The organism is Paenibacillus sp. N3.4, from assembly GCF_008017805.1.
Taxonomy (GTDB): Bacteria; Bacillota; Bacilli; order Paenibacillales; family NBRC-103111; genus Paenibacillus_E.
The window spans coordinates 1-22,075 of record NZ_VRTT01000092.1 but is presented as its reverse complement, the minus strand read 5'-3'; the positions used below and the strand labels follow the sequence as shown (position 1 = coordinate 22,075).

Annotated in this window: 23 protein-coding genes and 3 pseudogenes; 21 read left to right on the top strand and 5 right to left on the bottom strand. The window is 40.9% G+C overall.

Annotated features, from left to right (window positions below; translation table 11 throughout):
• Positions 1-290, top strand: a pseudogene (locus FU659_RS30305) (sulfite reductase); the annotation flags it as partial.
• A 169-nt stretch (positions 291-459) separates the two neighbouring features.
• On the opposite strand, the pseudogene FU659_RS30300 reads toward FU659_RS30305, so the two are convergent.
• A pseudogene (locus FU659_RS30300) lies at positions 460-734 on the bottom strand (LLM class flavin-dependent oxidoreductase); the annotation flags it as partial.
• A gap of 182 nt (positions 735-916) precedes the next feature.
• Here FU659_RS30300 and FU659_RS30295 point away from each other — a divergent pair.
• The 4 genes from FU659_RS30295 to FU659_RS30280 are packed head-to-tail and all read left to right on the top strand — an operon-like array spanning position 917 to position 6,119.
• Positions 917-2,068 carry a type III polyketide synthase gene (locus FU659_RS30295; RefSeq protein WP_147950987.1) on the top strand — a complete coding sequence of 384 codons (1,152 nt, stop codon included), beginning with the start codon at positions 917-919 and terminating at the stop codon, positions 2,066-2,068.
• Positions 2,061-2,774 (top strand): methyltransferase domain-containing protein, encoded by a 714-nt coding sequence (locus FU659_RS30290; RefSeq protein WP_147950984.1) that lies wholly within the window; start codon positions 2,061-2,063, stop codon positions 2,772-2,774. Before FU659_RS30295 ends, FU659_RS30290 begins: the two co-directional genes overlap by 8 nt.
• A gap of 24 nt (positions 2,775-2,798) precedes the next feature.
• A complete protein-coding gene (locus tag FU659_RS30285) occupies positions 2,799-3,944 on the top strand; it encodes an NAD(P)/FAD-dependent oxidoreductase (protein WP_147950983.1) in 1,146 nt (381 codons plus the stop codon).
• A gap of 30 nt (positions 3,945-3,974) precedes the next feature.
• On the top strand, positions 3,975-6,119 hold the full coding sequence (locus FU659_RS30280; RefSeq protein WP_147950982.1) for an MMPL family transporter: 2,145 nt from the start codon (positions 3,975-3,977) through the stop codon (positions 6,117-6,119).
• 83 nt (positions 6,120-6,202) lie between these two features.
• Here the strand turns inward: FU659_RS30280 and FU659_RS30275 are convergent, their stop codons facing one another.
• Positions 6,203-6,670, bottom strand: coding sequence for a ferritin family protein (locus FU659_RS30275; protein ID WP_147950981.1), 468 nt, complete (start codon positions 6,668-6,670; stop codon positions 6,203-6,205).
• Between the two features lie 154 nt (positions 6,671-6,824).
• On the opposite strand from FU659_RS30275, the gene FU659_RS30270 reads away from it, so the two are divergent.
• The 9 genes from FU659_RS30270 (at position 6,825) to FU659_RS30230 (ending at position 14,635) form a co-directional block, all read left to right on the top strand.
• A complete protein-coding gene (locus FU659_RS30270) occupies positions 6,825-7,376 on the top strand; it encodes a hypothetical protein (protein WP_147950980.1) in 552 nt (183 codons plus the stop codon).
• A gap of 63 nt (positions 7,377-7,439) precedes the next feature.
• Positions 7,440-8,153 (top strand): response regulator transcription factor, encoded by a 714-nt coding sequence (locus tag FU659_RS30265; RefSeq protein ID WP_147950979.1) that lies wholly within the window; start codon positions 7,440-7,442, stop codon positions 8,151-8,153.
• A complete protein-coding gene (locus FU659_RS30260) occupies positions 8,126-9,427 on the top strand; it encodes a sensor histidine kinase (protein ID WP_147950978.1) in 1,302 nt (433 codons plus the stop codon). Before FU659_RS30265 ends, FU659_RS30260 begins: the two co-directional genes overlap by 28 nt.
• A gap of 83 nt (positions 9,428-9,510) precedes the next feature.
• Positions 9,511-9,930, top strand: coding sequence for an FMN-binding protein (locus tag FU659_RS30255; protein WP_261808149.1), 420 nt, complete (start codon positions 9,511-9,513; stop codon positions 9,928-9,930).
• A complete protein-coding gene (locus FU659_RS30250; RefSeq protein ID WP_261808148.1) occupies positions 9,927-10,823 on the top strand; it encodes an FAD:protein FMN transferase in 897 nt (298 codons plus the stop codon). Before FU659_RS30255 ends, FU659_RS30250 begins: the two co-directional genes overlap by 4 nt.
• A gap of 1 nt (position 10,824) precedes the next feature.
• Positions 10,825-11,628 (top strand): RnfABCDGE type electron transport complex subunit D, encoded by an 804-nt coding sequence (locus tag FU659_RS30245; protein WP_147950976.1) that lies wholly within the window; start codon positions 10,825-10,827, stop codon positions 11,626-11,628.
• Positions 11,629-11,766: 138 nt separating this feature from the next.
• Entirely contained in the window at positions 11,767-12,366 is a 600-nt protein-coding gene (locus FU659_RS30240; protein WP_147950975.1) for a TetR/AcrR family transcriptional regulator, read from the top strand.
• 167 nt (positions 12,367-12,533) lie between these two features.
• Entirely contained in the window at positions 12,534-13,733 is a 1,200-nt protein-coding gene (locus FU659_RS30235) for an MFS transporter (protein ID WP_147950974.1), read from the top strand.
• A gap of 146 nt (positions 13,734-13,879) precedes the next feature.
• A complete protein-coding gene (locus tag FU659_RS30230; RefSeq protein ID WP_147950973.1) occupies positions 13,880-14,635 on the top strand; it encodes a class I SAM-dependent methyltransferase in 756 nt (251 codons plus the stop codon).
• A gap of 76 nt (positions 14,636-14,711) precedes the next feature.
• On the opposite strand, the pseudogene FU659_RS39095 reads toward FU659_RS30230, so the two are convergent.
• Positions 14,712-14,833 (bottom strand): annotated as a pseudogene (locus FU659_RS39095) (Tn3 family transposase); the annotation flags it as partial.
• Positions 14,834-15,041: 208 nt separating this feature from the next.
• On the opposite strand from FU659_RS39095, the gene FU659_RS30220 reads away from it, so the two are divergent.
• The 3 genes from FU659_RS30220 to FU659_RS39090 all read left to right on the top strand — a co-directional run bounded on the left by FU659_RS30220 (position 15,042) and on the right by FU659_RS39090 (position 16,989).
• The gene (locus tag FU659_RS30220) at positions 15,042-15,371 is read left to right on the top strand and encodes a PadR family transcriptional regulator (protein ID WP_147950985.1); all 330 of its coding nucleotides are present in this window, start codon (positions 15,042-15,044) and stop codon (positions 15,369-15,371) included.
• Positions 15,368-16,567, top strand: coding sequence for a DUF2812 domain-containing protein (locus tag FU659_RS30215; protein WP_147950972.1), 1,200 nt, complete (start codon positions 15,368-15,370; stop codon positions 16,565-16,567). The genes FU659_RS30220 and FU659_RS30215 overlap by 4 nt, the downstream gene beginning before the upstream one ends.
• Positions 16,568-16,629: 62 nt before the next feature.
• On the top strand, positions 16,630-16,989 hold the full coding sequence (locus FU659_RS39090; protein ID WP_147950971.1) for a YxiJ family protein: 360 nt from the start codon (positions 16,630-16,632) through the stop codon (positions 16,987-16,989).
• A 58-nt stretch (positions 16,990-17,047) separates the two neighbouring features.
• On the opposite strand, the gene FU659_RS30205 is transcribed toward FU659_RS39090, so the two are convergent.
• Entirely contained in the window at positions 17,048-17,920 is an 873-nt protein-coding gene (locus FU659_RS30205) for an alpha/beta fold hydrolase (RefSeq protein ID WP_147950970.1), read from the bottom strand.
• Between the two features lie 287 nt (positions 17,921-18,207).
• Here FU659_RS30205 and FU659_RS30200 point away from each other — a divergent pair, with 287 nt between their 5' ends.
• Positions 18,208-19,218 (top strand): DUF4830 domain-containing protein, encoded by a 1,011-nt coding sequence (locus FU659_RS30200; RefSeq protein ID WP_187274503.1) that lies wholly within the window; start codon positions 18,208-18,210, stop codon positions 19,216-19,218.
• A gap of 130 nt (positions 19,219-19,348) precedes the next feature.
• On the opposite strand, the gene FU659_RS30195 is transcribed toward FU659_RS30200, so the two are convergent.
• Positions 19,349-19,891, bottom strand: a complete 543-nt coding sequence (locus FU659_RS30195; RefSeq protein WP_147950968.1) for a hypothetical protein — start codon at positions 19,889-19,891, stop codon at positions 19,349-19,351.
• Between the two features lie 338 nt (positions 19,892-20,229).
• Between FU659_RS30195 and FU659_RS30190 the strand changes: the two genes are divergently transcribed.
• The 3 genes from FU659_RS30190 (at position 20,230) to FU659_RS30180 (ending at position 21,800) form a co-directional block, all read left to right on the top strand.
• Complete coding sequence (locus FU659_RS30190; protein WP_261808147.1) at positions 20,230-20,850, top strand: DUF4304 domain-containing protein; 621 nt, start codon at positions 20,230-20,232, stop codon at positions 20,848-20,850.
• Positions 20,851-20,904: 54 nt separating this feature from the next.
• Positions 20,905-21,189: a hypothetical protein gene (locus FU659_RS30185; RefSeq protein WP_147950967.1), complete on the top strand. Its 285-nt coding sequence runs from the start codon at positions 20,905-20,907 to the stop codon at positions 21,187-21,189.
• Positions 21,190-21,353: 164 nt separating this feature from the next.
• Positions 21,354-21,800: a P-loop NTPase family protein gene (locus FU659_RS30180; protein WP_261808146.1), complete on the top strand. Its 447-nt coding sequence runs from the start codon at positions 21,354-21,356 to the stop codon at positions 21,798-21,800.
• Positions 21,801-22,075: the final 275 nt, after the last annotated feature.

The window sequence follows — 22,075 nt, the reverse complement described above, 5'->3', positions numbered from 1 at the left end:
TTCGCATGACGGGTTGTCCGAATGGATGCGCACGTCCAATGTTGGCGGAAATAGCCTTCATTGGTAAAGCTCCAGGCAAATACAATATGTATTTGGGTGGCGGTCATTCTGGAAACAGACTTAATAAGCTTTATAAGGAAAACATTGGGGAAGCGGAGATTCTGGAGTCGTTGCAACCGATGGTTACGCGATATGCGAAGGAACGTCATGAAAACGAGCATTTCGGTGATTTTGTTATTCGCGCCGGTTATGTCAAGGAAGTTCGTTCCGGACAAGACTTTCATTCTTAAATCAAAAACGAAGTGCTCATTACTGACGCACTTCGTTTTTTTGTATTTTAGTAGGATTCGTTGAAAGATGTAAGCAACCTGTAATATAAATCATACTAGCGTAGAGGCTCTTAACTTGTAAATATATGTAGTGCAATCACTAAGCAAAACTCTCTGGCGTTCCGCCAATGATGGCGAGCAGCAGTTCCAAATTTTCTTCGAATAATTCATCATAATCATCCAGACTATAACCAAAAAGCGGAAAGGATTCAATGAACGAACCCCGACCAGCCATAATTTCGGCTCGGCACGATGGTGTTCCCCAATGCCATAGACATCCAGACCGACCTGATCGGCCAAGACGATTTCTTCAACGGCATTACGTATTCGTTCAGCATGAGTAATGACTTCTCCTGTCACCGTGTCAGGTGTAGTCTCCAAAAAAGTACTAATTCCAATTTCCATGTTGTAGTAGCCTTGATATAACTTGCAAGGCTATTCGGTTTGGCAACCCTATTTCATCTATTTGGTCTATGACTTTTCGGTTTCTATCATAATGACATAGAAATACGAATAGATATATGTAAAGAAAAAAGGATGTCCAGTCCAACCACTATCGTATTTTCGCAAGGAGATGAGTAATGCAAATGAAACAAGACAATCCCATCATTGCGATTCTAGGAATAGGCACTGCCGTGCCGGATTTTCTTCTGGATCAGGCTGATACCTCACACAGATTAACTCAAGTATTAAGTGACTATCCAGACTCTGCGCGATGGGCTAAGCGAATTTTTAAGCAGTGCGGGGTGGAAACCCGATACACCTGTGAACCTAACCTCCTTGAATCCTCTGACAATTGCCGCTATTTTTCACAATCACCGGATCGATTAGTTCCATCGACAGCTGATCGTATGGATACCTATAAGAAAGAGTCTGTTCCATTAGTGCTAAATGCTGCGAGAAAAGCTCTCCTAGATGGACAGGTGTCTGCATCTGACATTACGCATCTGATTACGGTGAGCTGCACAGGACAATTCTTACCAGGCTTGGATACTGTATTGGTCCAACAGTTGGGACTAGCTGCTACAGTCAATCGAATTCCACTTAACTTTTTAGGATGCGCTGCTGGATTAAAAGCCGTTTGTCTGGCAAGACAACTAGCATCTAGCAGTTCCGCGGCCAAAATATTAATTGTTTGCGTGGAATTATGTACGCTTCATATTCAACCCTCTGGTGACCGTGAGGCCTTATTTGGTGCATCATTTTTCGGTGATGGTGCTTCAGCATGTATCGTTGGCTCCACGAATTCTCCTCATATTGGCATGTTTCAATTAGGTTCTGATCATTCTATTCTCTTACCGGATTCAGCCGAAGAGATGGTATGGGAGGTAGGGAATTACGGTTTTGATCTTTTTCTCTCAACGAATATTCCGAAGCTTATAGGCAAATTTATCCCAGAACAAATAGAGCAGCTGATAAAAGGAGATCAAAAACCCAACATATGGGCCATACATCCAGGGGGCAAGGGCATTATAGATACGCTGGAAGAGATTTTCGACCTTTCAGATGAGCAAACCCGACCAAGCCGCACTGTGCTGCGCAATTATGGCAATATGTCCTCTGCGACGATATTATTCGTGCTTGATGAAACAAGAAAGCAGCTTTCTGAACGCGAAGCCGGACCAACGAATGGGATTGCTCTGGCATTTGGCCCTGGTCTTTCCTGCGAGTTGATCCAAATCACTTATCTTCCTTCCGTCACGATGCATGAAAAGCAGGTCGATGAACTTCATGTTTAAGGGGTTCAAGCAGCGAGCAATTAAAACAGAGTTAATGGATGATTTTTCGACCGGGGGAGCGGAGCTTCGAGAAGCCCTCCAACATCTTCGTAGGCTTAATTGGATTTTTGGCGCTGCTGCACCTACCATATTCGGAATAAAACGATTATGGATAGAAGCGGATAAACCCAAACGGTTGGCTATTTTGGATATCGGATCAGGCTCCGGAGACGTAAATCGACACCTCCTTCGTTGGGCAGACGAAACTCAAATTGATCTTACAATCACACTTGTCGACATGACAGAAGAAGCCTGCGAAGAGGCTAGGTTGCTTTTTCGTCATGAACCAAGGATTCATGTGATGCGGAGCGATTTATTTCAGCTTTCCGAAGATTGCGCAGATGTGGTTACGGCGACGCAGTTTGTCCATCATTTTACGACGAATGAGCTTCCTCTAGTTGTAAATAGCATGCTTAAAGCGTCTCGGTTAGGGGTTGTTATTAATGATATTCATCGGCATTGGATTCCGTGGGCAGCCGTTTGGCTGACTGCTCGGATCGTATCCAAAAACCGGTATATTTGGCACGATGGACCGCTGTCTGTGGCAAAAGGATTTCGTTCGGAAGATTGGAACAATCTCAAGCATTCCTTGCGCAAATCACAGATGTTTTTTACCTGGAGGCCTTTGTTTCGGTATGTCGTTGTCATTTGGAAAAGTAAGGAATAAATCGAATCTTCGGAGATGACTGGGATGAATCACAGCCATGATGTAGCGGTTCTGGGGGCGGGAATCGCTGGAAGCTGTTTAGCTAAGTCTCTAGCGGATCAAGGCTGGGACACTGTTTTAATCGACCGCAAGCAGTTCCCCAGGCATAAAGTATGTGGAGAATTTCTTTCCCCTGAATCCCAGAATATGTTGAACGACCTTGGACTAGGCGGGATTGTGGAAGCTTTACAGCCGTCTATCATTAACCGGACACAGTTAATTTTCAATTTCGGGACCTGTCTTGAAATTCCTCTTCCTGGTATGGCTTTAGGGGTAAGCCGGTATTCCCTGGATTCCGCACTCCATCTTGCAGCCCAAAAAGCAGGCGTGAATGTGCAGACCTCAACCACAGTAACGTCCGTGTATCCTTGCGACAGTGGCTATACGATAGAGGCGAAGCAGGGTGGGGAAAGAAAGGGCTACCAAGTTCGGGCTGTTATTGCAGCCTGGGGAGCAAATGGTCGTTCAGGGCTGCTAGGACAATCTCCTGACTCTAAAGCAACGAATACGTATATGGGTGTGAAATCTCATTATACGGGGATTGAGATGGAGCAGGTTGTGGAGTTGTATTTTTTTGATGGGGGATATTTGGGTATTTCCCCCATTGAAGGCGGTCGTGTGAATGCAGCAGCACTGCTGAAACAGGAAACGTTTAAACATACGGAGAAATCGATTTTAGGGTTAATCGAGGCAGCGAGCCGTAAAAATCCGAAGCTGCATCAGAGAATGGCGAACGCTTTACCTGTCCTTGGCACTCAGTCAGCAGTCGCCCCAGTAAACCTAGAGCGTAAGCCGCTTACTTGGGATAGAATTCCATATGTAGGAGACGCCTCCATGATGATACCGCCGCTTTGCGGGGATGGGATGTCCATGGCACTCCGTTCCGCATTGATTTGTGCCCCGCTGGCCTCCCGTTATTTAGGTGGTGAAATCTCACTTGACAGGTGGCAGCAGGAATATTCTCAGTCTATTAAACGAGAATTTAAGCGTCCGTTGCAATGGGGTCGTTTTCTTCAATGGTCGCTAGGGGTACCCATTTTACCGCGAGCGCTATTAGTTGCAGCACATGTAACACCGAGAATGGCCTATGGTTTAGTTAAAGCGACCCGATTAAAAGAAATGAGATCATAAACATCCATTCGATGAATAGAGGCGCATGTCATGGATTTTCAAAAACTGGCCAGCATGTCCCTTAGATACCCAAAAACAATTTTGCTGTTTTGGACTTTATTTTTCATTTTTTTCGGAATTTACGCACCAAAGCTGCCAACGGTGCTGCAGGATCATGGCCTGATATCAGATGGAGCTTATGTGAAAGTCGAGCATATCCTATCTTCGGATTTCCATATTCCCGAGAATCCAATTATTCTTGTTTTTGAGAAAAAAGAATGGATTACGCCTAAGCAATTTCAACAATTCATTCAGCAAAATTTGTTTCAACTGCATGGAATCGAAGGTCTAAGTCAAATCATATCTCCCCTGGACAGGGAAGGGATGGTTCAAGGTGATTTTGGCTATGCGCTGCTTGCTTTTACACAAAGTCCATATGAGATGAAACCGATATTGAATGAGATCCAAAGACGGTTAGTGAACAATAAGGATATTTCGGTAAAAATGACAGGCAAATCTGTCGTCCAAGAAGATGTGAATCGTGCGAGTCAAAGTGATTTGAAACAAGCAGAACGAATCGGCATTCCCGTGGCTTTTTTTATCCTTTGGTTAGCTTTTGGGGGAATCACTTCAGCACTGATTCCTGTTTTGGTTGGTGTGATTGGGGTCACCGGTACAATGGGAATGATGTATGGGATTGGGACCAGGGTGGAGTTGTCTAATTTTGTGCTGAACGTGATCCCGATGGTCGGATTAGCTCTCAGTATTGACTTTGCTTTAATGCTGGTCAGCCGGTTTCGAGAGGAACTGCAGCGAGGGCCAGCGGGACTAGCTATCCTAACAACCATGAGGACAGCCGGTAAAGCTGTCTTATTTTCTGCGACTAGCGTTTTCTTGGGCCTGATGGGCATATTATTTATTCCACTTCCCATGTTTTCTACGATTGCTTTAGGAGCTATGACAGTATTAGTGGTATCGGTTTTGATAACGTTAACTTTAGTTCCAACACTTTTATATATGTTATGGCCAGCTATTCAAGCAGAAAGTAAACCGTTATCCAAGGTTAGGAACGTTCCTATCTGGCACACCTGGGCACTCTTTGTCATGAAAAGACCCGTTCGAATGAGCTTGTTGGGCTCCGTGTTATTAATCTGTTGTTTACTGCCTCTAAATAACATGAAATTAGCCATACCGGATGCAGCATCCTTGCCGCAAAGCTTTCCATCTCGCATGGCTTTCGAGGCCTACGAATCTCATTTCCTTTCTCGTACGAGTTCCGAGGTGTATATCGTCGCCGAAGGACAATCAACTAACCTGATAAAAGACGACTGGTTAAACACCTATTCGCTTATCCAAAAACTAGAGGTGGATCCGAACGTAGAAAAGGTAGATTCCGTTTATTCAAGATTGCAAATGGCACCTGAACAATTGGTTAACTTATTGCAAAAGCCGGCCTTACAAGCAAAATATGAACCAATCATACAATCATTTGTTCATGAAAATAAGATGCTGATCCGAGTTACTTTAAAAGGGGAGCCTGCTTCAAGCGTAGTAAGAGATTGGCTCAGAGCTTGGGAAAAAGAGGGACAGGCCAACGCTGTACATTTTCTGTTAGGAGGCGAAGCGAAGTATCAGCAGGAAATCTTTGATGACATATTTACGAATATCAAGTTTGTACTCCTATTTATTTTGGTTTCAAACTATGTGGTCTTGTTCATCGCTTTTCGATCTATCCTTATGCCATTAAAAACGATTCTTATGAATCTGCTAAGCCTAGGGGCTTCCTTCGGCGTATTAGCCTGGATATTTGAAGAGGGTCACTTCGGAATGGAACCGAATAAGATTGCCATCATGATTCCGGTTTTTATTTTTGGACTTGCTTTTGGGATCAGTATGGACTACGGGGTGTTTCTGATTTCGCGCATTTACGAGGAATATCAGCAGACCCATGATAATAACAGAGCAGTGTTGATGGGATTATCGTCCATAAGTAAGGTTATTAATTCGGCTGCTGCAATCCTGATTGCTGTTACTGTGCCGTTTGCATTTGGCGAAGTGGTTGGGGTTAAGCAACTCGGAGTGGGCATCGCAGCTGCGATTTTTATTGACGCAACGATCATACGATTGGTTTTGGTTCCTTCATTAATGAAAATACTTGGAAAATGGAATTGGTGGGCACCCAGTTGGATGAAGTAATTTCATACATGACTCGAAAAAAGTTCTCAAAAATTTGAGGGCTTTTTTTGGTTGTCTCAGCCAGTGCAATCTTGTGATAACATTCAAGTTAGATTCAATGTAATTAAATAATTGTACTTGCTTGCATGTTTCAACTCATCTAAAATTATCCCGTATACAGTATCCTTATAAATACCTGCAGGTAGACTAAACCAAAGTTTACGATATTTTTCAACTGCTGATAATTCACCTTGAAGAGCCTTCTTCAGTCCATTGACATAGGAATCGACTCGTTGATATTGTTCGTTGCTTACACCTGTGATTTCCTGTCCTGTAAGCTCCCTAAAAATACCGCGGAACATATGATTATGACCACGTTCATCATCACGAATTGAAGTAATGATGGACGCTTGCTCGGCGTTCGGGGCAAGTTTGATGAGTTCATCGTAAAACAACTCGTCATTTGTTTCTCCTTGGACGGCTTCTTTCATTAAATGAAGCGCTTGCTGGTAAGATACGGACCAGACGGGCTGAAACATGGGTCTACTCCAATTTGGATTTGCCCAATACATACACTGCACCTCCAACTATTTTTAGGTAATTGCTAGAATTAACGTATGTGCAAATGCCTAATTTGGTTACAAATGCTTCAAATGATAAGTTATTTTCATTTAAATTTCATAAACGTAGGGTATATTATACCTATCATTACGAGGGGGTCTTAATATGTCAACACAAGAAGAAAAAGTAGCGAAACAAACATGGATCCCTCAGAAAGAACGAATTTGGGTATTTGGTGCAATAGCTGTATCTGTGATTCTAGTGCTATGGCAGCTTTGGAGCATGTATCAGCTGCCATCATCAACCCTGCACAGTCGTAGTTTCGAACATACGTATAAGGACTATGGATCGAATGCACGCCTTGCTTTGTTCTTTGTATTAGCTAATTATGTGCTTGCATTTTTTATCAAACAGCGCGTTTGGGGATATTTGAACCCGCTATTAAAGAAGTGGATAGCTGCTCTATTTCGATTCGTAAAAAACTGGCACACGCCTGTTGCCATTCTCGCGATTGCTTTTATTTTAATTCATGCTGTTGCCGTTTTTATGTATGGTTTTAAATTTGATTTCCACAACATCAGTGGGCTGCTTGCTCTTATCGTTTTGCTGCCAGTACCCGTTTCAGGCTTATTGAGATATAAGAGGCTGGACCGAAAGTGGCATTTGCGATTTGGACTGGCATTTGCTGTTTTATTTTTGATACACGCTTACATATAGGCACATGCAGGCTTGCGGATTAATCCAGAAGGCTTGCATTTTTATTACGCTAGGAGGTCAAGTATGAACATTTTACTGGTAGAGGATGACATAAAACTTGGTGAATTAATTCAATATAAATTAAAAAAACAGTTGTTCCAAGTCGAATGGGCACAGGAGGCAGATACAGCTCTGGCATTTATGGAGAGGTCCTCATTTGACATTTATATATTAGATTGGATGATTCCACACAAAACAGGGATTGAATTATGCAAGGAGATACGAATGAAGAAGAATCAGACACCTATACTCATGCTTACTGCGCGTGATGCAGTAATTGACAGAGTGCAAGGTTTGAATGCGGGAGCAGATGATTATCTGGTAAAACCTTTTGCATTCGAAGAACTGATCGCGCGTTTGAATGCTTTATACCGTAGGAAAGAGACGAATTGGGAAGGGGATACGAAATCATTCGGTGACACCCTTGTCATTAATCACACCACGTATGAAGTGGTTAGGAACGGAGTTCCTATCGTGCTTTCACGTCGCGAGTTTCAATTGTTAGCCCTAATGTCAAACCATCCAAGACAAATATTGAGCAGGGAGCAGCTGTTAGATCGAGTATGGGGATTTGATGCGGAAATAACCCTAAACGCCGTCGATGCCACAATTAAATTGCTTCGCAAAAAAATGGATGATCCTTTTCCTGATAAAATCATTCAAAACGTTCGTGGACTCGGCTATCGTTTGATCGTGGAAGGAGGAGAAACGTGTTTGAAAGAACAAGAAAGCAATTAACGCTATTATTCGGGAGTATCCTTGCAGTCGTTATTATTCTTATTACAGTCACGTACTATCTCATTCTTCAGCAAACATTGCAAAACAGTGAATTCGAGAAATTGGGTAATCTCAAGGATAAAATGAATCATCAATGGGAGCACCGTCTGGAAGAGCTGAAGAAGCAACGAAAGGATAAGGAAACGGATCATGAAACAAAACCCATGGAATGGGTCTTTTTGCTATCTGACGAGTTAATCGCATTGGTTACTCCGGATGGGAAGATGTACACATCTCCTTCTTCATATACAGCTATGTCCAATCAACTTTTGCAATGGGCTCAGAGCAAGGAGGATAAAGGAGAGCAAGGATATCGTTTTGAAGTTAACAATGAAGGAAAACGAGAGGTTTTCTTAGTTAGTTCAAGTAAGTTAACCAACTTCGGTGGGGATTATTGGATGGCTGTTAATATAACTGGTGATATTGATTTGTTAAAGAAAATTAAGCTTCTGCTGTTTCTTTTTACGATCCTATTATTATCCATCGCCAGTGGACTCGCTTACTTCTTTGCTGGAAAAGCCATGGTGCCTATTAAAAAATCCTATCACCAGCAAGTAGAGTTCACAACCAATGCCTCCCATGAGTTAAGAACACCGCTCAGTGTTATTCATTCATCTGTTGAACTATTGGAAGATTGCAAAGAAGCATTACCTGAGTTTGAACAGCACGTATTGGACGGTCTACAGGATGAAGTCAAACGAATGATTCGTCTTGTTGAGTCTTTACTAACTCTGGCTCGCAGTGATTCGAAACAACGATTTTTCAAAATGGAGCCCGTGGATATTGGTCAAATAACGTTACAAGCGGTTAACGCCATGCAGCCCTTGGCGCAAAAAAAAGGAATCAACGTCCAGATGGAATCATCATCTATCGATGCAAGTTCGTCAATCATTCAAGCAAATGCAGACCAAATACGGCAGTTGCTTTATATATTTTTGGACAACGCGATTAAGTATACGCCCGCCGGAGGACTAATTACGATCCATTATGGACGTGATCACAATTCGAAAATGAGACTTCGGATTACAGATACTGGCATAGGGATACCGAATGATGAGCTTTCGCGCATCTTTGAAAGGTTTTATCGAGTAGATAAAGCACGGTCTCGTGAGCTTGGCGGAGCTGGTCTGGGACTTTCGATCGCCGCGGACATTCTAAAAGGCCATCGAGCATCCATTCATGTAACTAGTGAAGAAGGGAATGGAAGCCTTTTTGAGATTGTTTTTGAAGCGTAACCGGATTTCATTTTGTTTTCACTTATATGCTGTATATTAGGTGTTGTAACCGATTTTACATTGGAGGGATCTACTTGGCAAAAATGAATAAAAAGTGGGTCGCACTTTGTTCAACAGCCATTGGAGCGATATATGCCTCTGGCTATTTCTCAACAGAGACACAAGCAACATTGCAGCAGCAGTCTCAACCTGTCAGCCAAATACAAATTCAGGCAGCAAACAGCCCATCCAAAAGCCAATATAAAAATGGGACTTTCTATGGAGAAGGAAGTAATCGGCGTGGATCGATTCAAGTGGCAGTAAGCATAAAGAACGATAAAATTACCGATGTTGAAATTAGCCATTTTGCCATGCATTATTCAGAAAGAGACGTAGCTCTGTTACCTCAAGAAGTGTTACAAAAACAAAGTGCGCAAGTACAGAATGTATCCGGAGCAACCTATAGTACACAATCATTTAAAGATGCTGTATTAGATGCTCTTTCTCAGGCGCGAAATTCATGACTAGCAGAATAATCAATAAAAAGAAGTTATTTATGGATACGGTTGTGGATATACAAGTTGCTACACGACGAACAAAGGATGAGACGGAATCAGCCATTGATCGAGCTTTTGAGGCGTTTCGGAAAGTTGAGCAGGCCTGCAGTCGATTCAGCCCGGACAGTGAATTGATGGAAGCATGCCGATTGATCAAAACTCCTGTTCAGATTAGTCCTTTTTTATATGAACCACTGAAATTTGCTCTGGAAATGGCGAAATGGACCCATGGGATCTTTGATCCAACAGTGGGAAAAGTCATGGAAGATCATGGATTTAATCAACATTATTTAACTGGGGAAACGATTCAAACCCTCTCAGCTGATTCCGCTACCTATCGGGATATCCTTCTAAATGAAACGGATCGCACGTTGTATTTGCGAAAGAAGATAGTTATTGATTTAGGTGCTGTGGCTAAAGGATTTGCCATTGATTTAGCTTCTTACGAGCTGGCAGGATTCGATGGGTTTGTTGTCAACGCTGGTGGTGACCTTTTTGCAGGAGGCGTAGATGAAAACGGCAAGAAGTGGAGAGTCGGTATTCAGCATCCTACGGACAAAGAACAAATCATTCAAATGATTGAAATTTCAAATGAGGCTGTCTGCACATCGGGAAGTTACGAGCGTATAAGCTCAGTTCAAGCCGGTGTGCATCATATCATCGAGCCCAAAAGCAAACGTTCACCCAATGAATGGATCAGTTGCAGCATCATTGCCCCTTTCGCTATGATGGCGGATGTTTTCTCAACGGCTTCATTCTTATTGGGTCCAGAAGGAGCAAAGGCCTTATTGGAACAAGCGGATCTCAAAGGAATCCTTATTACTTCTGATTTACAAATATGTAGGGTAGGGGGGATTTAAAATGACAGCCAACCATTGGGCGAAGAAGCCAAAAGGATATGTCATTAATGCCATGCTTGCCTTTCTACTTCTATCAGCGATTTGGTCATTTGACATCAAGGGCGTTTATAATGTCGTCGTGGCCGTCGGAGTTTCAATAGCAACTGATATTTTATGTTCTCGCTTTTCCAAAAGAAAGCCAGTATTTCCGGATGGTGCAGTGGTTACAGGGTTAATCATTGCTTTGATCTTAAGCACAGCTACTTCATGGTATATGGTTGCTGCAACATCGATTATGGCTATTTTGTCCAAGCATTTACTTGTCTATAAGAAAAAACCAGTCTTTAACCCAGCAGCTCTCGGACTGCTCTTGTCGATCTTATTCTTTCAAACAGGACAGAGCTGGTGGGGGGCATTTGGAGATCTTCCTGGATGGACAGTCGTGTTTCTCTTGATTGGCGGATACATGATAACGAATCGAGTAAACAAATTTCCTCAAGTTTTTTCATTTCTTGGCATGTATTTTTCCTTATTATGTATAATGGGGCTAGTTCATTATGGAAATGCCGGTGATGCACTTCGCTCGCCATTTATCAATGCTTCACTTTTCTTTGCTTTTTTTATGCTTACAGATCCACCAACTTCTCCAGCGAAATATAAGGATCAAGTCATTTTTGGCATCCTTAGCGCGGTCGTAGGATCTATCGTATATGGCGTTTTTGGCGGATTGACATATTTATTCATAGGATTGCTCATAGGGAACCTGTACCATTTATTAAAAACAATTGCTTCTTCACGTGCACGCAAGGTTGTATCGTCGCTGTAGACTCAAGAGAGAGCATTCGGAGATTGGTTATGAGAATTCAACCTAATAAAGTGGCAGAGACTTGCGTTTCTCTGCTATTTTTTGATAAGATACAAAATGAACGTTCAGTATTATTTGGATAAATGGGAGTGGACGCGAGTGAACAAAAAGCATGTGCAAAGCGAGCAGACCAAAAAGCGAGTTGCTGACGCAGCTAGGGCTCTATTTGCAAAGAAAGGATACAAAGCAACTTCCATTGAAGATATTGTTGAAGCTACTGGCAGCAGTAAGGGAAACATTTATTATCATTTCAAAAGCAAGGAAGGTCTGTTTCTCTATTTAATTGAAGAGTGGGACCATGAGTGGGAAATGAAATGGCAAGAAAAAGAATCTCTTTACACGACTACGATCGATAAATTATACGGGATTGCCGAGCAGCTCGTGACAGATGATTTGAGCCATCCACTCACCAAAGCAGCAGATGAGTTTTTTAATAATGAAGAGAAGACTAGCGAGGTTGAAGAAAGAATTACTGAGATGGTAGCCAGACATCTTACATTCAATCAAAAACTGATTCAACAAGGAATCGATAACGGCGAATTCAAGCAGGAAAATGTTGAAAATCTTGCCCTTATTCTAGAAAGCTTAATTATCGGTCTGAGCCAGCTGTCTCGAAAGTCAAACCGCGAAGGCGCTCTCGCCCTATACCATTTAGCGGTAAAAGTACTCTTGCATGGCATTGCGAAACAGCCTGGCTGATTTCATGCATATCATCTTATTGACCGCAGTTTATTTAGAACGCTGCGATCATCCAGCACTTTTACAAAACGAACGTTCAGTATTAATTCCGGAAATACGCTTAAGCAGAATGATTAACTTTGTATCTGTGGAGAATACAAGGTGAGTAAGAATTTGGAGGATTTTTTATGTCATTATTGTTAAGAAATAGGGGAGCCATACTCATTCTCATCCTTAATATATTTCTGGTTTTTACAGGAATCGGTCTCGTTGTACCCATAATGCCGAACTACATGTCAGAGCTCCATATAAACGGAAGTGTTGTTGGACTGTTATTTGCTGCTTTTTCGCTCACACAGCTTTTGTTGTCGCCTTGGGCTGGAAGATTATCTGATTCATTCGGACGAAAGAATAACATTGTTTTAGGTATGATTATTTTTGCTCTTTCTGAGTGGCTTTTTGGCTTCGTTAGCACACCATATCTTCTTTTTGCTTCAAGAATGCTAGGAGGAATTGGCGCAGCGCTGATTATGCCTTCCATCATGGCTTACACAGCGGATGTTACGACTAATGAAGAGAGAGCCCGTGGTATGGGATATATCAATGCGGCCATAACGACGGGATTTATTTTCGGACCAGGCATCGGAGGATTTATAGCTGAGTATGGCATACGCGTGCCATTTTATGCAGCCGCGGCAGCAGGCGTTGTTGCTACAGTGATTACGCTATTTCTGTTACCAGAGTCACTACCAGCCAATCAGCGTACAACCTCCAAATCTGTACAAGCTGAGAAGCAATCACTTTGGAGGCAACTCATACAATCATTTCGTGCTTCTTACTTTATGAGTTTATTGATTGTATTTGTGCTATCTTTTGGCTTAGCCAACTATGAGACCATTTTCGGACTTTTTGTTAACCATAAATACGGGTTTACACCAAAAGACATCGCATTCATCATCACTTTCGGTTCCATAGCTGGCGCTGTTGTGCAAGTCACGATATTTGGATGGTTATTGAATCGGTTTGGAGAAAAGAAAGTCATTTCTCTTTGCTTAGTTATTGCAGCCTTGTTTGTCTTATTAACTCTCTTTGTGAGCAGTTACTGGATGATACTGGCGGTCACCTTCATCGTCTTTCTGTCCATTGACATCTTACGTCCAGCCATTGGGACGCAGATGTCCAAGATTGCTCAAGAACAGCAAGGATATATCGCGGGTCTGAACTCGGCTTACACCAGTCTGGGCAATATTGCTGGACCTATTGCTGCAGGTTTTCTTTTTGATATCAACATTAATTATCCTTATGTATCGGCTGCTCTTGTACTCTTTTTATGTTTCGTTTTATCTATGAGAAGCAAGAGAGGGACGGTGGCTTCAACGGCAGATTAAGGTTCACAGCTGTTGGTCTAGAGATAAAAGGATAGATTTTGGGGACGCTCTTTATTGGGCGTCTTTATTCATGTCAATAAGTGATATACAATAAACTCATATTTACAATACTAAATTTAAAAAAACGAAAAGAGAGAAGGTTTAATATGAACAATAAAGAACGCTTTTCAAATCGTGTTGATACTTATGTAAAATTCCGCCCAAGTTACCCCAAAGAGGCAATTGATTATTTGTATGATAGCGTTGGTCTGCAGTTGAAAAGTGAAATAGCGGACGTCGGTGCTGGAACGGGTATTTTTTCAAAGCTGTTACTAGAGAGAGGGAGCCAAGTTATCGCCGTCGAGCCGAACCAAGCCATGCGGGAAGCCGCGGAGCAAATGTTAAGTGGGGAACCCAACTTTCATGCGGTGTCGGGATCTGCTGAAGCGACAGGACTACCTGATCAGTCGGTTGACTTTATCGTTTGTGCTCAAGCGTTCCACTGGTTTGACCGCACTGCCGCACAAGCCGAATTCCATCGGATTTTAAAACCAGGCGGGAAGGTGGCTTTGATCTGGAACACGCGTCTATCACATGGCAACCTATTTCGAGAAGAGTATAATCAACTGCTTGTTCAATTCGGAAGCGACTACGAGAAAGTTACCCATAAAAATATTTCTCAAACAGCACTGACCTCTTTCTTTAAGGCAGGCAGCATGCAAGTAGATCGATTCGCTATGAGGCAGGTTTTCGACTTTGAAGGATTAAAGGGGAGATTGATGTCTTCTTCCTATATACCTGTATCCGGTCATCCGAATTACGAGCCGATGATGATGGAGCTTCACAATCTATTCGAGCGGCATCAACAAGAGGGACATGTACTTTTTGACTATGAGACTGAAGTGTATTGGGGAGAGGTATAAAAGTAACGGGGAAGATATAGCTGGGGTACCGCATGCTCCCAACCTAGAAGCGAAGTATGTTGCATTAGCTCTTCTACTGCGAATAGGAACGGGTATTCCCTATGATAAGCGATGCGGAAACTCTCCCTTCTCGAATAGAATGGGCTAGCCGCGCAGCACGTCATCATAAATTTCCCGAATGACTTTCGTATTTAATTTGGTCACGGCGCAAATCTGGTTTCATCATCTTAGGTGACCTCTATGGAAATATAAAAACAATATAAAGCGGTGGATTCCATACATGGGTATCTCACTGCTTTTTGTATTTTATTGTTGAAACATTATGTCACGTCGTGATGTAGTCGTAACACAACATATTTGCTTGTGACATAGTTATTACCGTACAAAGATAAGGGAGGTGTACATTCTGGATACTGAAAAAGTGCTGAAAAAGTATGTGCCCATGACTGAAACGGCGTTTTATATTCTCCTATCCTTAGCTGAACCGCGTCATGGATATGGAATTGTTAAACACGTAGAAGAAATTTCTAATTCACGAATTCGATTAGGTTCAGGCACCGTATACGGAACTTTAACAAAGATGCAAAAAGACGGGATTATAACAGTATTTGCCGATGAGGAAAGAAAAACGGTATACGAAATGACTGAGAGTGGACATAAATTAATCACTGCTGAGATCAATAGACTTAAAGAGCTGTACCAGAATGCACTAAAATACGAGGGAGGGTTTTTATGATCACAAAAGTATTTAGGCCATTATGGAGCTACGATGTGCAGAAAACCGAAAAGTGGCTCGCATCTATGGCAGATAAGGGTCATGAATTAGTGAAAATAAATCGAGGAACACGGTATTTTTTCTTTCAGCAAGGCCAGTCGATAAAAGGAACTTACAGGATCGGGTTCGATAAAATTCAAACCAATTCGCTATCTAAAGTTTTATTAGATGATGGATGGGTGAAGGCTTTGCAGAGTGGCAACTGGTATGTAACGGCGAATGAAAAATCTCTTGAACAAATAAAAACCTTCCCTGTACGCGAAGGTATTATCAAACATAATAAAACAATAATGTACATTTTCGCGAGTGTTTTAATCTATTTAACGGGCATTGCTGTATTTAATCTTATCCTCGGTTTGGTAATATTTTTCCAAGATGTACCTGGTCATTTTGTCGAAAGTCCTCTTTGGATTATTACATACTTTTCAATAGGCATTGGAATTGCCCTATGGGTACTTTCACTTTATTCTGTTTTAAAAATTAAAAAAACAAGCAAGAAATTGATTGGAGAAAACATACAACGAAAGGAACTGCAGGGGAGGGGCCAAGTTGAAAGAAGGCTAAGCAAGGATGAAGAGAAGCAGTTAAGACGTTCAGGTCAACTAATTGTTAAGAGAAAGTTTGGATGGATGTATGCTCCGGATAAGCTTGAAAAGTGGATCGAAGCAATGGAAGAACACGGGCTTAATCTTTATCGTGTTGGTAAAACAGGAACTGTTTTTTACTTTACAATGGGAAGTCCTCGTAAAGTAAGTTATTGCGCGGATTATCAAAATATCGCAGATGAAGGCTACTTCGACATTCACAGTGATGCCGGCTGGAAGAGTGTTTTTATTTCCACCTCATCTATTCAAAAATGGACCCTATGGAGCCGTGAATATTCAATGGGCGAGGAACGACCACAAATCTACAGTGATAAATCACATCAATTAAAACATGCTAGACGTATAGCCATCACCTATTCTTGTATGTTTCTTCCATTAGTCATTATATATATTTTATTCTTAGGGGCAAATATTCACTGGATGTCCAATCATAATATGGATAAAATGCAAATAATAAAAATCATTTTGTTTGTACTATTAATCATAAATTTTGGTTCATATTCAATAAGAACTTGGCTGTATTACAGGCGACTAAGTAAGCGTTATAAGTAGAGTTTTGTTGGCTGAAGCCCTAGCTAAAGGGGGAAGTTCTATAACAAGTATAGAGGCGTTAATTGAGGAAATTAAATGGATACGAAGACCTGAGGAACTTGCAGAGGGATTTTGCACTTGAATTCAAAAAAAATGCCCCGCATGAGATCATAACTGCAGATTTAAATACGTACCTCATGTTTATCTCAGGGCTTGCTTCAGGAGGACTACAAAGTCAATTAGAGGATGCTTTGGAACGATTTAATATGAAAAAATGGTTGGAAAAGAGTTTCTACGATTGGTTTCCCAAATATCGATTTCTAGAAACTTGGGATTTAACACACTACTCGGCCCTTAATGCTGACCTCACATTTTTTAATCAGGCTAGGTCAATGATGCTCGAGGTCATAAGAGAAGTTGAATCCAATCGAACACGCAACTAAACAATAGGGCGAAGCCACATTTTAATAGCCTAGGTTTCCAAATGATCATTACAATGAATCAATCTCTACTGGCATCATAAATTTTTTGAGCTAACATTTTAGGTTCCGTTTTTGCGGTAGACATATGATCCCCATGCCCTTTAATAAGTCGGAACAGACCTAAGCGGCTGGACATGTGCGGATGCCAGCCAAAACCTTCACCTTGTGGCAACGCGTTATCTTCCGTGAGATAGACATAACTCTTTGGAATGTTTAAGGAATAAAATTTTTTGAGATCCAACTTTTCAAATAATGGTTTTGAAGGCTCTGGAGATATTTTATTGTACATTTGCTGAGCCAATTCGAAGCTTGCTAAATTAGCAAATGCTTCTCTGTATAGGGAAAATGGAAGCATAATGGTTTGATCTCTTGAATTTTGCAAGATCTGTACAAGAGAATCGCGAAAAGGAGCTGGAAATTCGTCACCCAGATTTTGACCATCCTTCAGAACAAAAGCATCCAAGAAAACTAAACGTTTGAGACGATTGGGTATAAGTTCAGCAACTTTTTGGACTAAGGTCCCGCCAAAACTATGTCCGACGAGAATGACATTTTTTAAATTTTTGGAAGTGATGAAGTCAGCGATAGATTTGGTAATCATGCCATGTGTCACATTTTTATTAGGGTCAGCACCGTGTCCCGGATACTCGGGTACATAAACGGTATGGCCTTTTTTATGCAATTCAGCAGCTATTCCGTTCCAGAAACTAGTATCTGCCCATGAACCGTGGATAAGAACAAAGGTAAGAGGCTGCTGCTTTTCCCGATAATCTTCTTCGTTTCTATATGCCAAAGGTGCAGAGTAATAAGGCCAAGGATTAGCGGGATATGGCTGTATTTCGTAAGCAGGCCGATAATAAGCGGTTGTCCATTCATTTTCATAATGTTTCATGTACACATTCCTCTATTCATTCAGATAGCTCACTATATGCCCATATTTCAAATTGGTTAACGTAGGGACGAAAGCTTCAGAATGTGTCGGGTGACAAGAACATTATCTCATTCCCGACGGATGATAAGAAATAAGGTTAGTTCGGTTAAAATATAGCTGAAATCTGGACTTACAGTTAAGCTTGGGCAGTAGAGTGGAACATCTATGAAAGTGAATTTGTTAAATATTGGAACTTTCGCGAATTGTGAACGTCTAATTTACTGGTAGTAATTAACAGGAGGTGCTCATTGAAGAAGATATTAATAACGAGCTTATTGGTTGTTATTTTTATAGGTCTTTTATTAAGTTGTGATGAACCAAATATTAACCAAGTGAGTTCAAGTTCCAAAGCAGTTAATGAAAATAAAATAAATATTTCAGAAGAAAGTCTGCCAGTGAGTAAAACATTGCTCTCTGATCTTACTCCTGATCAATTTTTAAAATTAAAAAATTTAGATGTACAGTTTGGACCAAAGAAATTCACAGTAAATGTACCCTTAGATTGGACTGTGAAGACTGGCGACTATCCGGTTGGTTTATATTGGAGATTGGCAAACGTATTTTCTGAAGACGTGGGTTTGAGTTTAATTCCACAAAAAGGCTCCCCCGTGGAGGTATGGCAGTATGCATTAAGAGATGGTCTAGCCGATAGAGATCAGAAAAGTGAGTTTCACTATCCAACCAATGTTAATTTGTTGGTAAAATCCGAAAAGGTTGTTGGAGCATGGTTATCCTTCAACACTCAGATAGGTCCTTCCGTAAATAAACGTTATTTAGACGACATCACTGGACTTTCGTTTGAACAGTGGAGTGACCGGGAAGGGATATTTATAACTGATAGTTCTAACAACGAACTGACAGAGATGTCACCTACCGAAGTGTTGACCGCTTTCTTCAATGCCATCGACAATATGAACACCTATAGAGCTAACGCGTGCTTGGATCGACAGCGAATGCTGGAAATGTTGACAGTAAACCTAGGCTCAGATCAGCTATACAACCCCGGATTTGGAGAAAATAATTCTCTCGTAACAAATATTGTTAGTGCTACCCCAATCGCGTTTAAACTTATTGATCACGAAAGCCGAGAGGAACTTCAATCAATTACCAACTTAACGGAAGTAGTTATTGAGGTATCCCTTAAGATTCATTGGAAAAATGATGCGTTTAACAACCCTGATGGACATGAAACTCGTTATGCCTATATGAAGAAATATGCGAACGGATGGAAAATTGGAGGCTTGGGCACAGGTCCGTGACAAAAATATTTATGAACTTTGAGTTGAGTCAATGTAAAAAAGCGGTCTTTATAATATCGGAGAACGAAAGTGGAGGAGCATGCCGCGATGCAGCTCCTTTTTTCATTGAATTAACAGGGATTATGTTTCATTAATCGATTGCGAATAGTTGCCATTCCTGATTGATCTGCTTGAAGTAATAGGTTGAATCCCCATCAGGTTTGATGGTGTTAGAATCATTTAAAAAGAGGGTTCTAGAAACTGTTACACTAAACTCATCGGTCCAATTAGAATTGGGGGTGAACCGCGGAGAATCTATCTTTATGATATATTCATTTTCATGGTTCACCATAAATTCATAAATACCATTCACTTGTGTAGGATCTTTGACTGCAAAATCTGCAAAACTCTTATAAAATGCATCTTTTTTTCGGTCATTAATTGCTTTTGCATTTTGGTTAATAGTCGTAATCAAATGACGCTGCATCGGATCTAGGTATTGATTTTCATTAAGATACGAAATGGGTGGCACAGTTGTCAATGGTTTCGACGTTGGTTGCGGATCAGAGGTAAAGTATTGGGCGGATTGAGAAACTACTGGAGATGATGGATCAATTTTAGTTGAGGAAACCCTGTGCAAGCAACCGCTAAGAACCATCATGATCAATACAACAGACGTCAGTTTTATCATCATTCTCCCTCCTCTTCTGACCATTGTAATCATTTCAATAATATCCTATAATCATCCATTTTGACACCAAGAATAAATAGCCCTTTTTAAGGAACCAATGAATTACGAACGGATAGCAATAGTTCAATATTAAAAGCTACCAATGAAATAATAGACTTCGTTGAACGGGCAGGATAGCGAGAAAACTACCGGATAATTGTTATAATATGGACAAAACATATATTCTTAAGGAATGCGAGCTAGTATGTATTTAGAAGTAGCAATAAAAGAAAATATCTTCGAAAGTCTTAACAAATATGTAATTGAAACAAATAATCTATAGTAATCTTCTAGGAGGGATCATGTTGCAGCAGCTCTTTAACGATATGATTAAGCAGGACGTAAAGCCGTTCCTTTCCAAGCGTGGCTTCGCAAAGAAGAGTTTGAATTTCAATAAGATAACAAAAAGCCTCATCTACATGTTCAATTTCCAAAAATCCTCTGGCAATTCAGCGGACAATGTAATGTTTTATGTGAACTGCGGTATTTATGCAGCGGAATTGGCACAGATACAATCGAGAGAGATTCTGACAGCACCCCAAGAAGCGGAGTGTCACTTCAGAGCAAGAATTGAGCAAATTGTTGAGTCTGTTCCAGATCGATTTTCAATCACTCCTGATACGAATATGGATGATTTAAGAAAAACGCTGCTAAGTGGATTAGAAGAGGTTATTCATTTCTATGATACTATGACCAGTGCCAGATCCCTTGTTGATTATTACACTTCAGGTCCATTTTTACATCTGGGTGAAGAGAGCTTTCATTTGTTATTACAATCCAATGATGTAGCTGCGGCTAAACATTATTTGAAGGCTTTGCAGGAAAGTACGGAACAGAAAAGCGATGGACCATATTCGAAAATGAATACAAGGCCATCTTCAATAAATACGGAGTGGAATTTGATAAGCTATAAGTCAGCATAGTGAACGTTAACCTCCCTCGGAAACTTTAGTTCAAAGAAAATAGGTGAGTTGAAGATGGTACAAATTTGGCCATTTGATGATCCGGAAAATGTAGCTGTCATAACCACAGATAAAATCATGAAGCAAGAAAGCCCTGTTTTATGCGTAACACATGATGAGGACGATGGAATGTGGCAATTTCTCGATGGTGGGGAAGTAAGTGAAGAAGATGCTCGTATACTGTCGTTAAAGCAAATAATCAGTATTGACCCGAGCTTGGTGAAACTTTCTGATCTGCCGCTTGGCTGGGTTGCATGGAGGGAAACAAAAGATAGCCAGTGGATTAGAGCCGAAAGGTAGGCACTCATCATTGAACAAACGAGGAGCGATAGCTTCATAACAAGATCTAGCAGGCTGCCGGTGATAAACTCGGCGGCCTGTTAACGGGTAGGTTAATTCTAATAGAGGTTTTGGGGAAAGTTGGAAGAATACATTATTAAAAATCTAAGTGGAGGGTAGGTTGAATGGTTGAATTGGACAAATTTGCCCCGAGAAAAATACATATTATAGGTTCCGTTGGGAGCGGTAAAGCAACATTAGCCAGAGATCTATCAAATAAACTGAGTATTCCACATTACGAATTGGATAATGTTGTTTGGAAGAGACATAAACCGAGAGACATTAAAAGAACTGATGAAGAAAGAGATCAACTGTTGAGTACAATTATTCATTCAAATACTTGGATTATAGAGGGTGCTCATTATAACGAATGGGTGTTCCAAAGTTTTAATAATGCTGATTTAATTATATTTTTGGATACTGATAATTCGAAACGAAAGTATCGAATTATCAGTAGATTTATCTTACAGTTACTCAGAATAGAAAAATCAAACTATAAACCGACTTTTGAAATATTCAGGAACATGTTTATCTGGATGAAAATTTTGAAAGTCGAATTAGAATTAAACTGAAGGTTATAAATAAGTTGGGACAGTATTCTTCTAAGTCCATAACACTAAAAGATACAATCGAAATTATAAGCTCATTAAACTGATATGAACGAGGCGGTCAATACCTCTTCTAATAATTAAATGTTTTTTTATTTTTGTCAGGAAAAAAATCCATTTTTAACCATTAATGGAGACAGTGGTTGTTACCTTGAAATCTTGGCACGAAGGCAAAGACGTTGACGGTGGTTAACAGTCTGATATGCGCGGGTTGGGTACCGCATTTCAATCCATCCGTC

Coding starts and splice junctions, on each gene's coding strand:
- FU659_RS30295 (WP_147950987.1), top strand. CDS start 917: ATGAAACAAGACAATCCCATCATTGCGATTCTAGGAATAGGCACTGCC.
- FU659_RS30290 (WP_147950984.1), top strand. CDS start 2,061: ATGTTTAAGGGGTTCAAGCAGCGAGCAATTAAAACAGAGTTAATGGAT.
- FU659_RS30285 (WP_147950983.1), top strand. CDS start 2,799: ATGAATCACAGCCATGATGTAGCGGTTCTGGGGGCGGGAATCGCTGGA.
- FU659_RS30280 (WP_147950982.1), top strand. CDS start 3,975: ATGGATTTTCAAAAACTGGCCAGCATGTCCCTTAGATACCCAAAAACA.
- FU659_RS30275 (WP_147950981.1), bottom strand. CDS start 6,670: ATGTATTGGGCAAATCCAAATTGGAGTAGACCCATGTTTCAGCCCGTC.
- FU659_RS30270 (WP_147950980.1), top strand. CDS start 6,825: ATGTCAACACAAGAAGAAAAAGTAGCGAAACAAACATGGATCCCTCAG.
- FU659_RS30265 (WP_147950979.1), top strand. CDS start 7,440: ATGAACATTTTACTGGTAGAGGATGACATAAAACTTGGTGAATTAATT.
- FU659_RS30255 (WP_261808149.1), top strand. CDS start 9,511: ATGAATAAAAAGTGGGTCGCACTTTGTTCAACAGCCATTGGAGCGATA.
- FU659_RS30250 (WP_261808148.1), top strand. CDS start 9,927: ATGACTAGCAGAATAATCAATAAAAAGAAGTTATTTATGGATACGGTT.
- FU659_RS30245 (WP_147950976.1), top strand. CDS start 10,825: ATGACAGCCAACCATTGGGCGAAGAAGCCAAAAGGATATGTCATTAAT.
- FU659_RS30235 (WP_147950974.1), top strand. CDS start 12,534: ATGTCATTATTGTTAAGAAATAGGGGAGCCATACTCATTCTCATCCTT.
- FU659_RS30230 (WP_147950973.1), top strand. CDS start 13,880: ATGAACAATAAAGAACGCTTTTCAAATCGTGTTGATACTTATGTAAAA.
- FU659_RS30215 (WP_147950972.1), top strand. CDS start 15,368: ATGATCACAAAAGTATTTAGGCCATTATGGAGCTACGATGTGCAGAAA.
- FU659_RS30205 (WP_147950970.1), bottom strand. CDS start 17,920: ATGAAACATTATGAAAATGAATGGACAACCGCTTATTATCGGCCTGCT.
- FU659_RS30195 (WP_147950968.1), bottom strand. CDS start 19,891: ATGATGATAAAACTGACGTCTGTTGTATTGATCATGATGGTTCTTAGC.
- FU659_RS30190 (WP_261808147.1), top strand. CDS start 20,230: ATGTTGCAGCAGCTCTTTAACGATATGATTAAGCAGGACGTAAAGCCG.
- FU659_RS30185 (WP_147950967.1), top strand. CDS start 20,905: ATGGTACAAATTTGGCCATTTGATGATCCGGAAAATGTAGCTGTCATA.
- FU659_RS30180 (WP_261808146.1), top strand. CDS start 21,354: ATGGTTGAATTGGACAAATTTGCCCCGAGAAAAATACATATTATAGGT.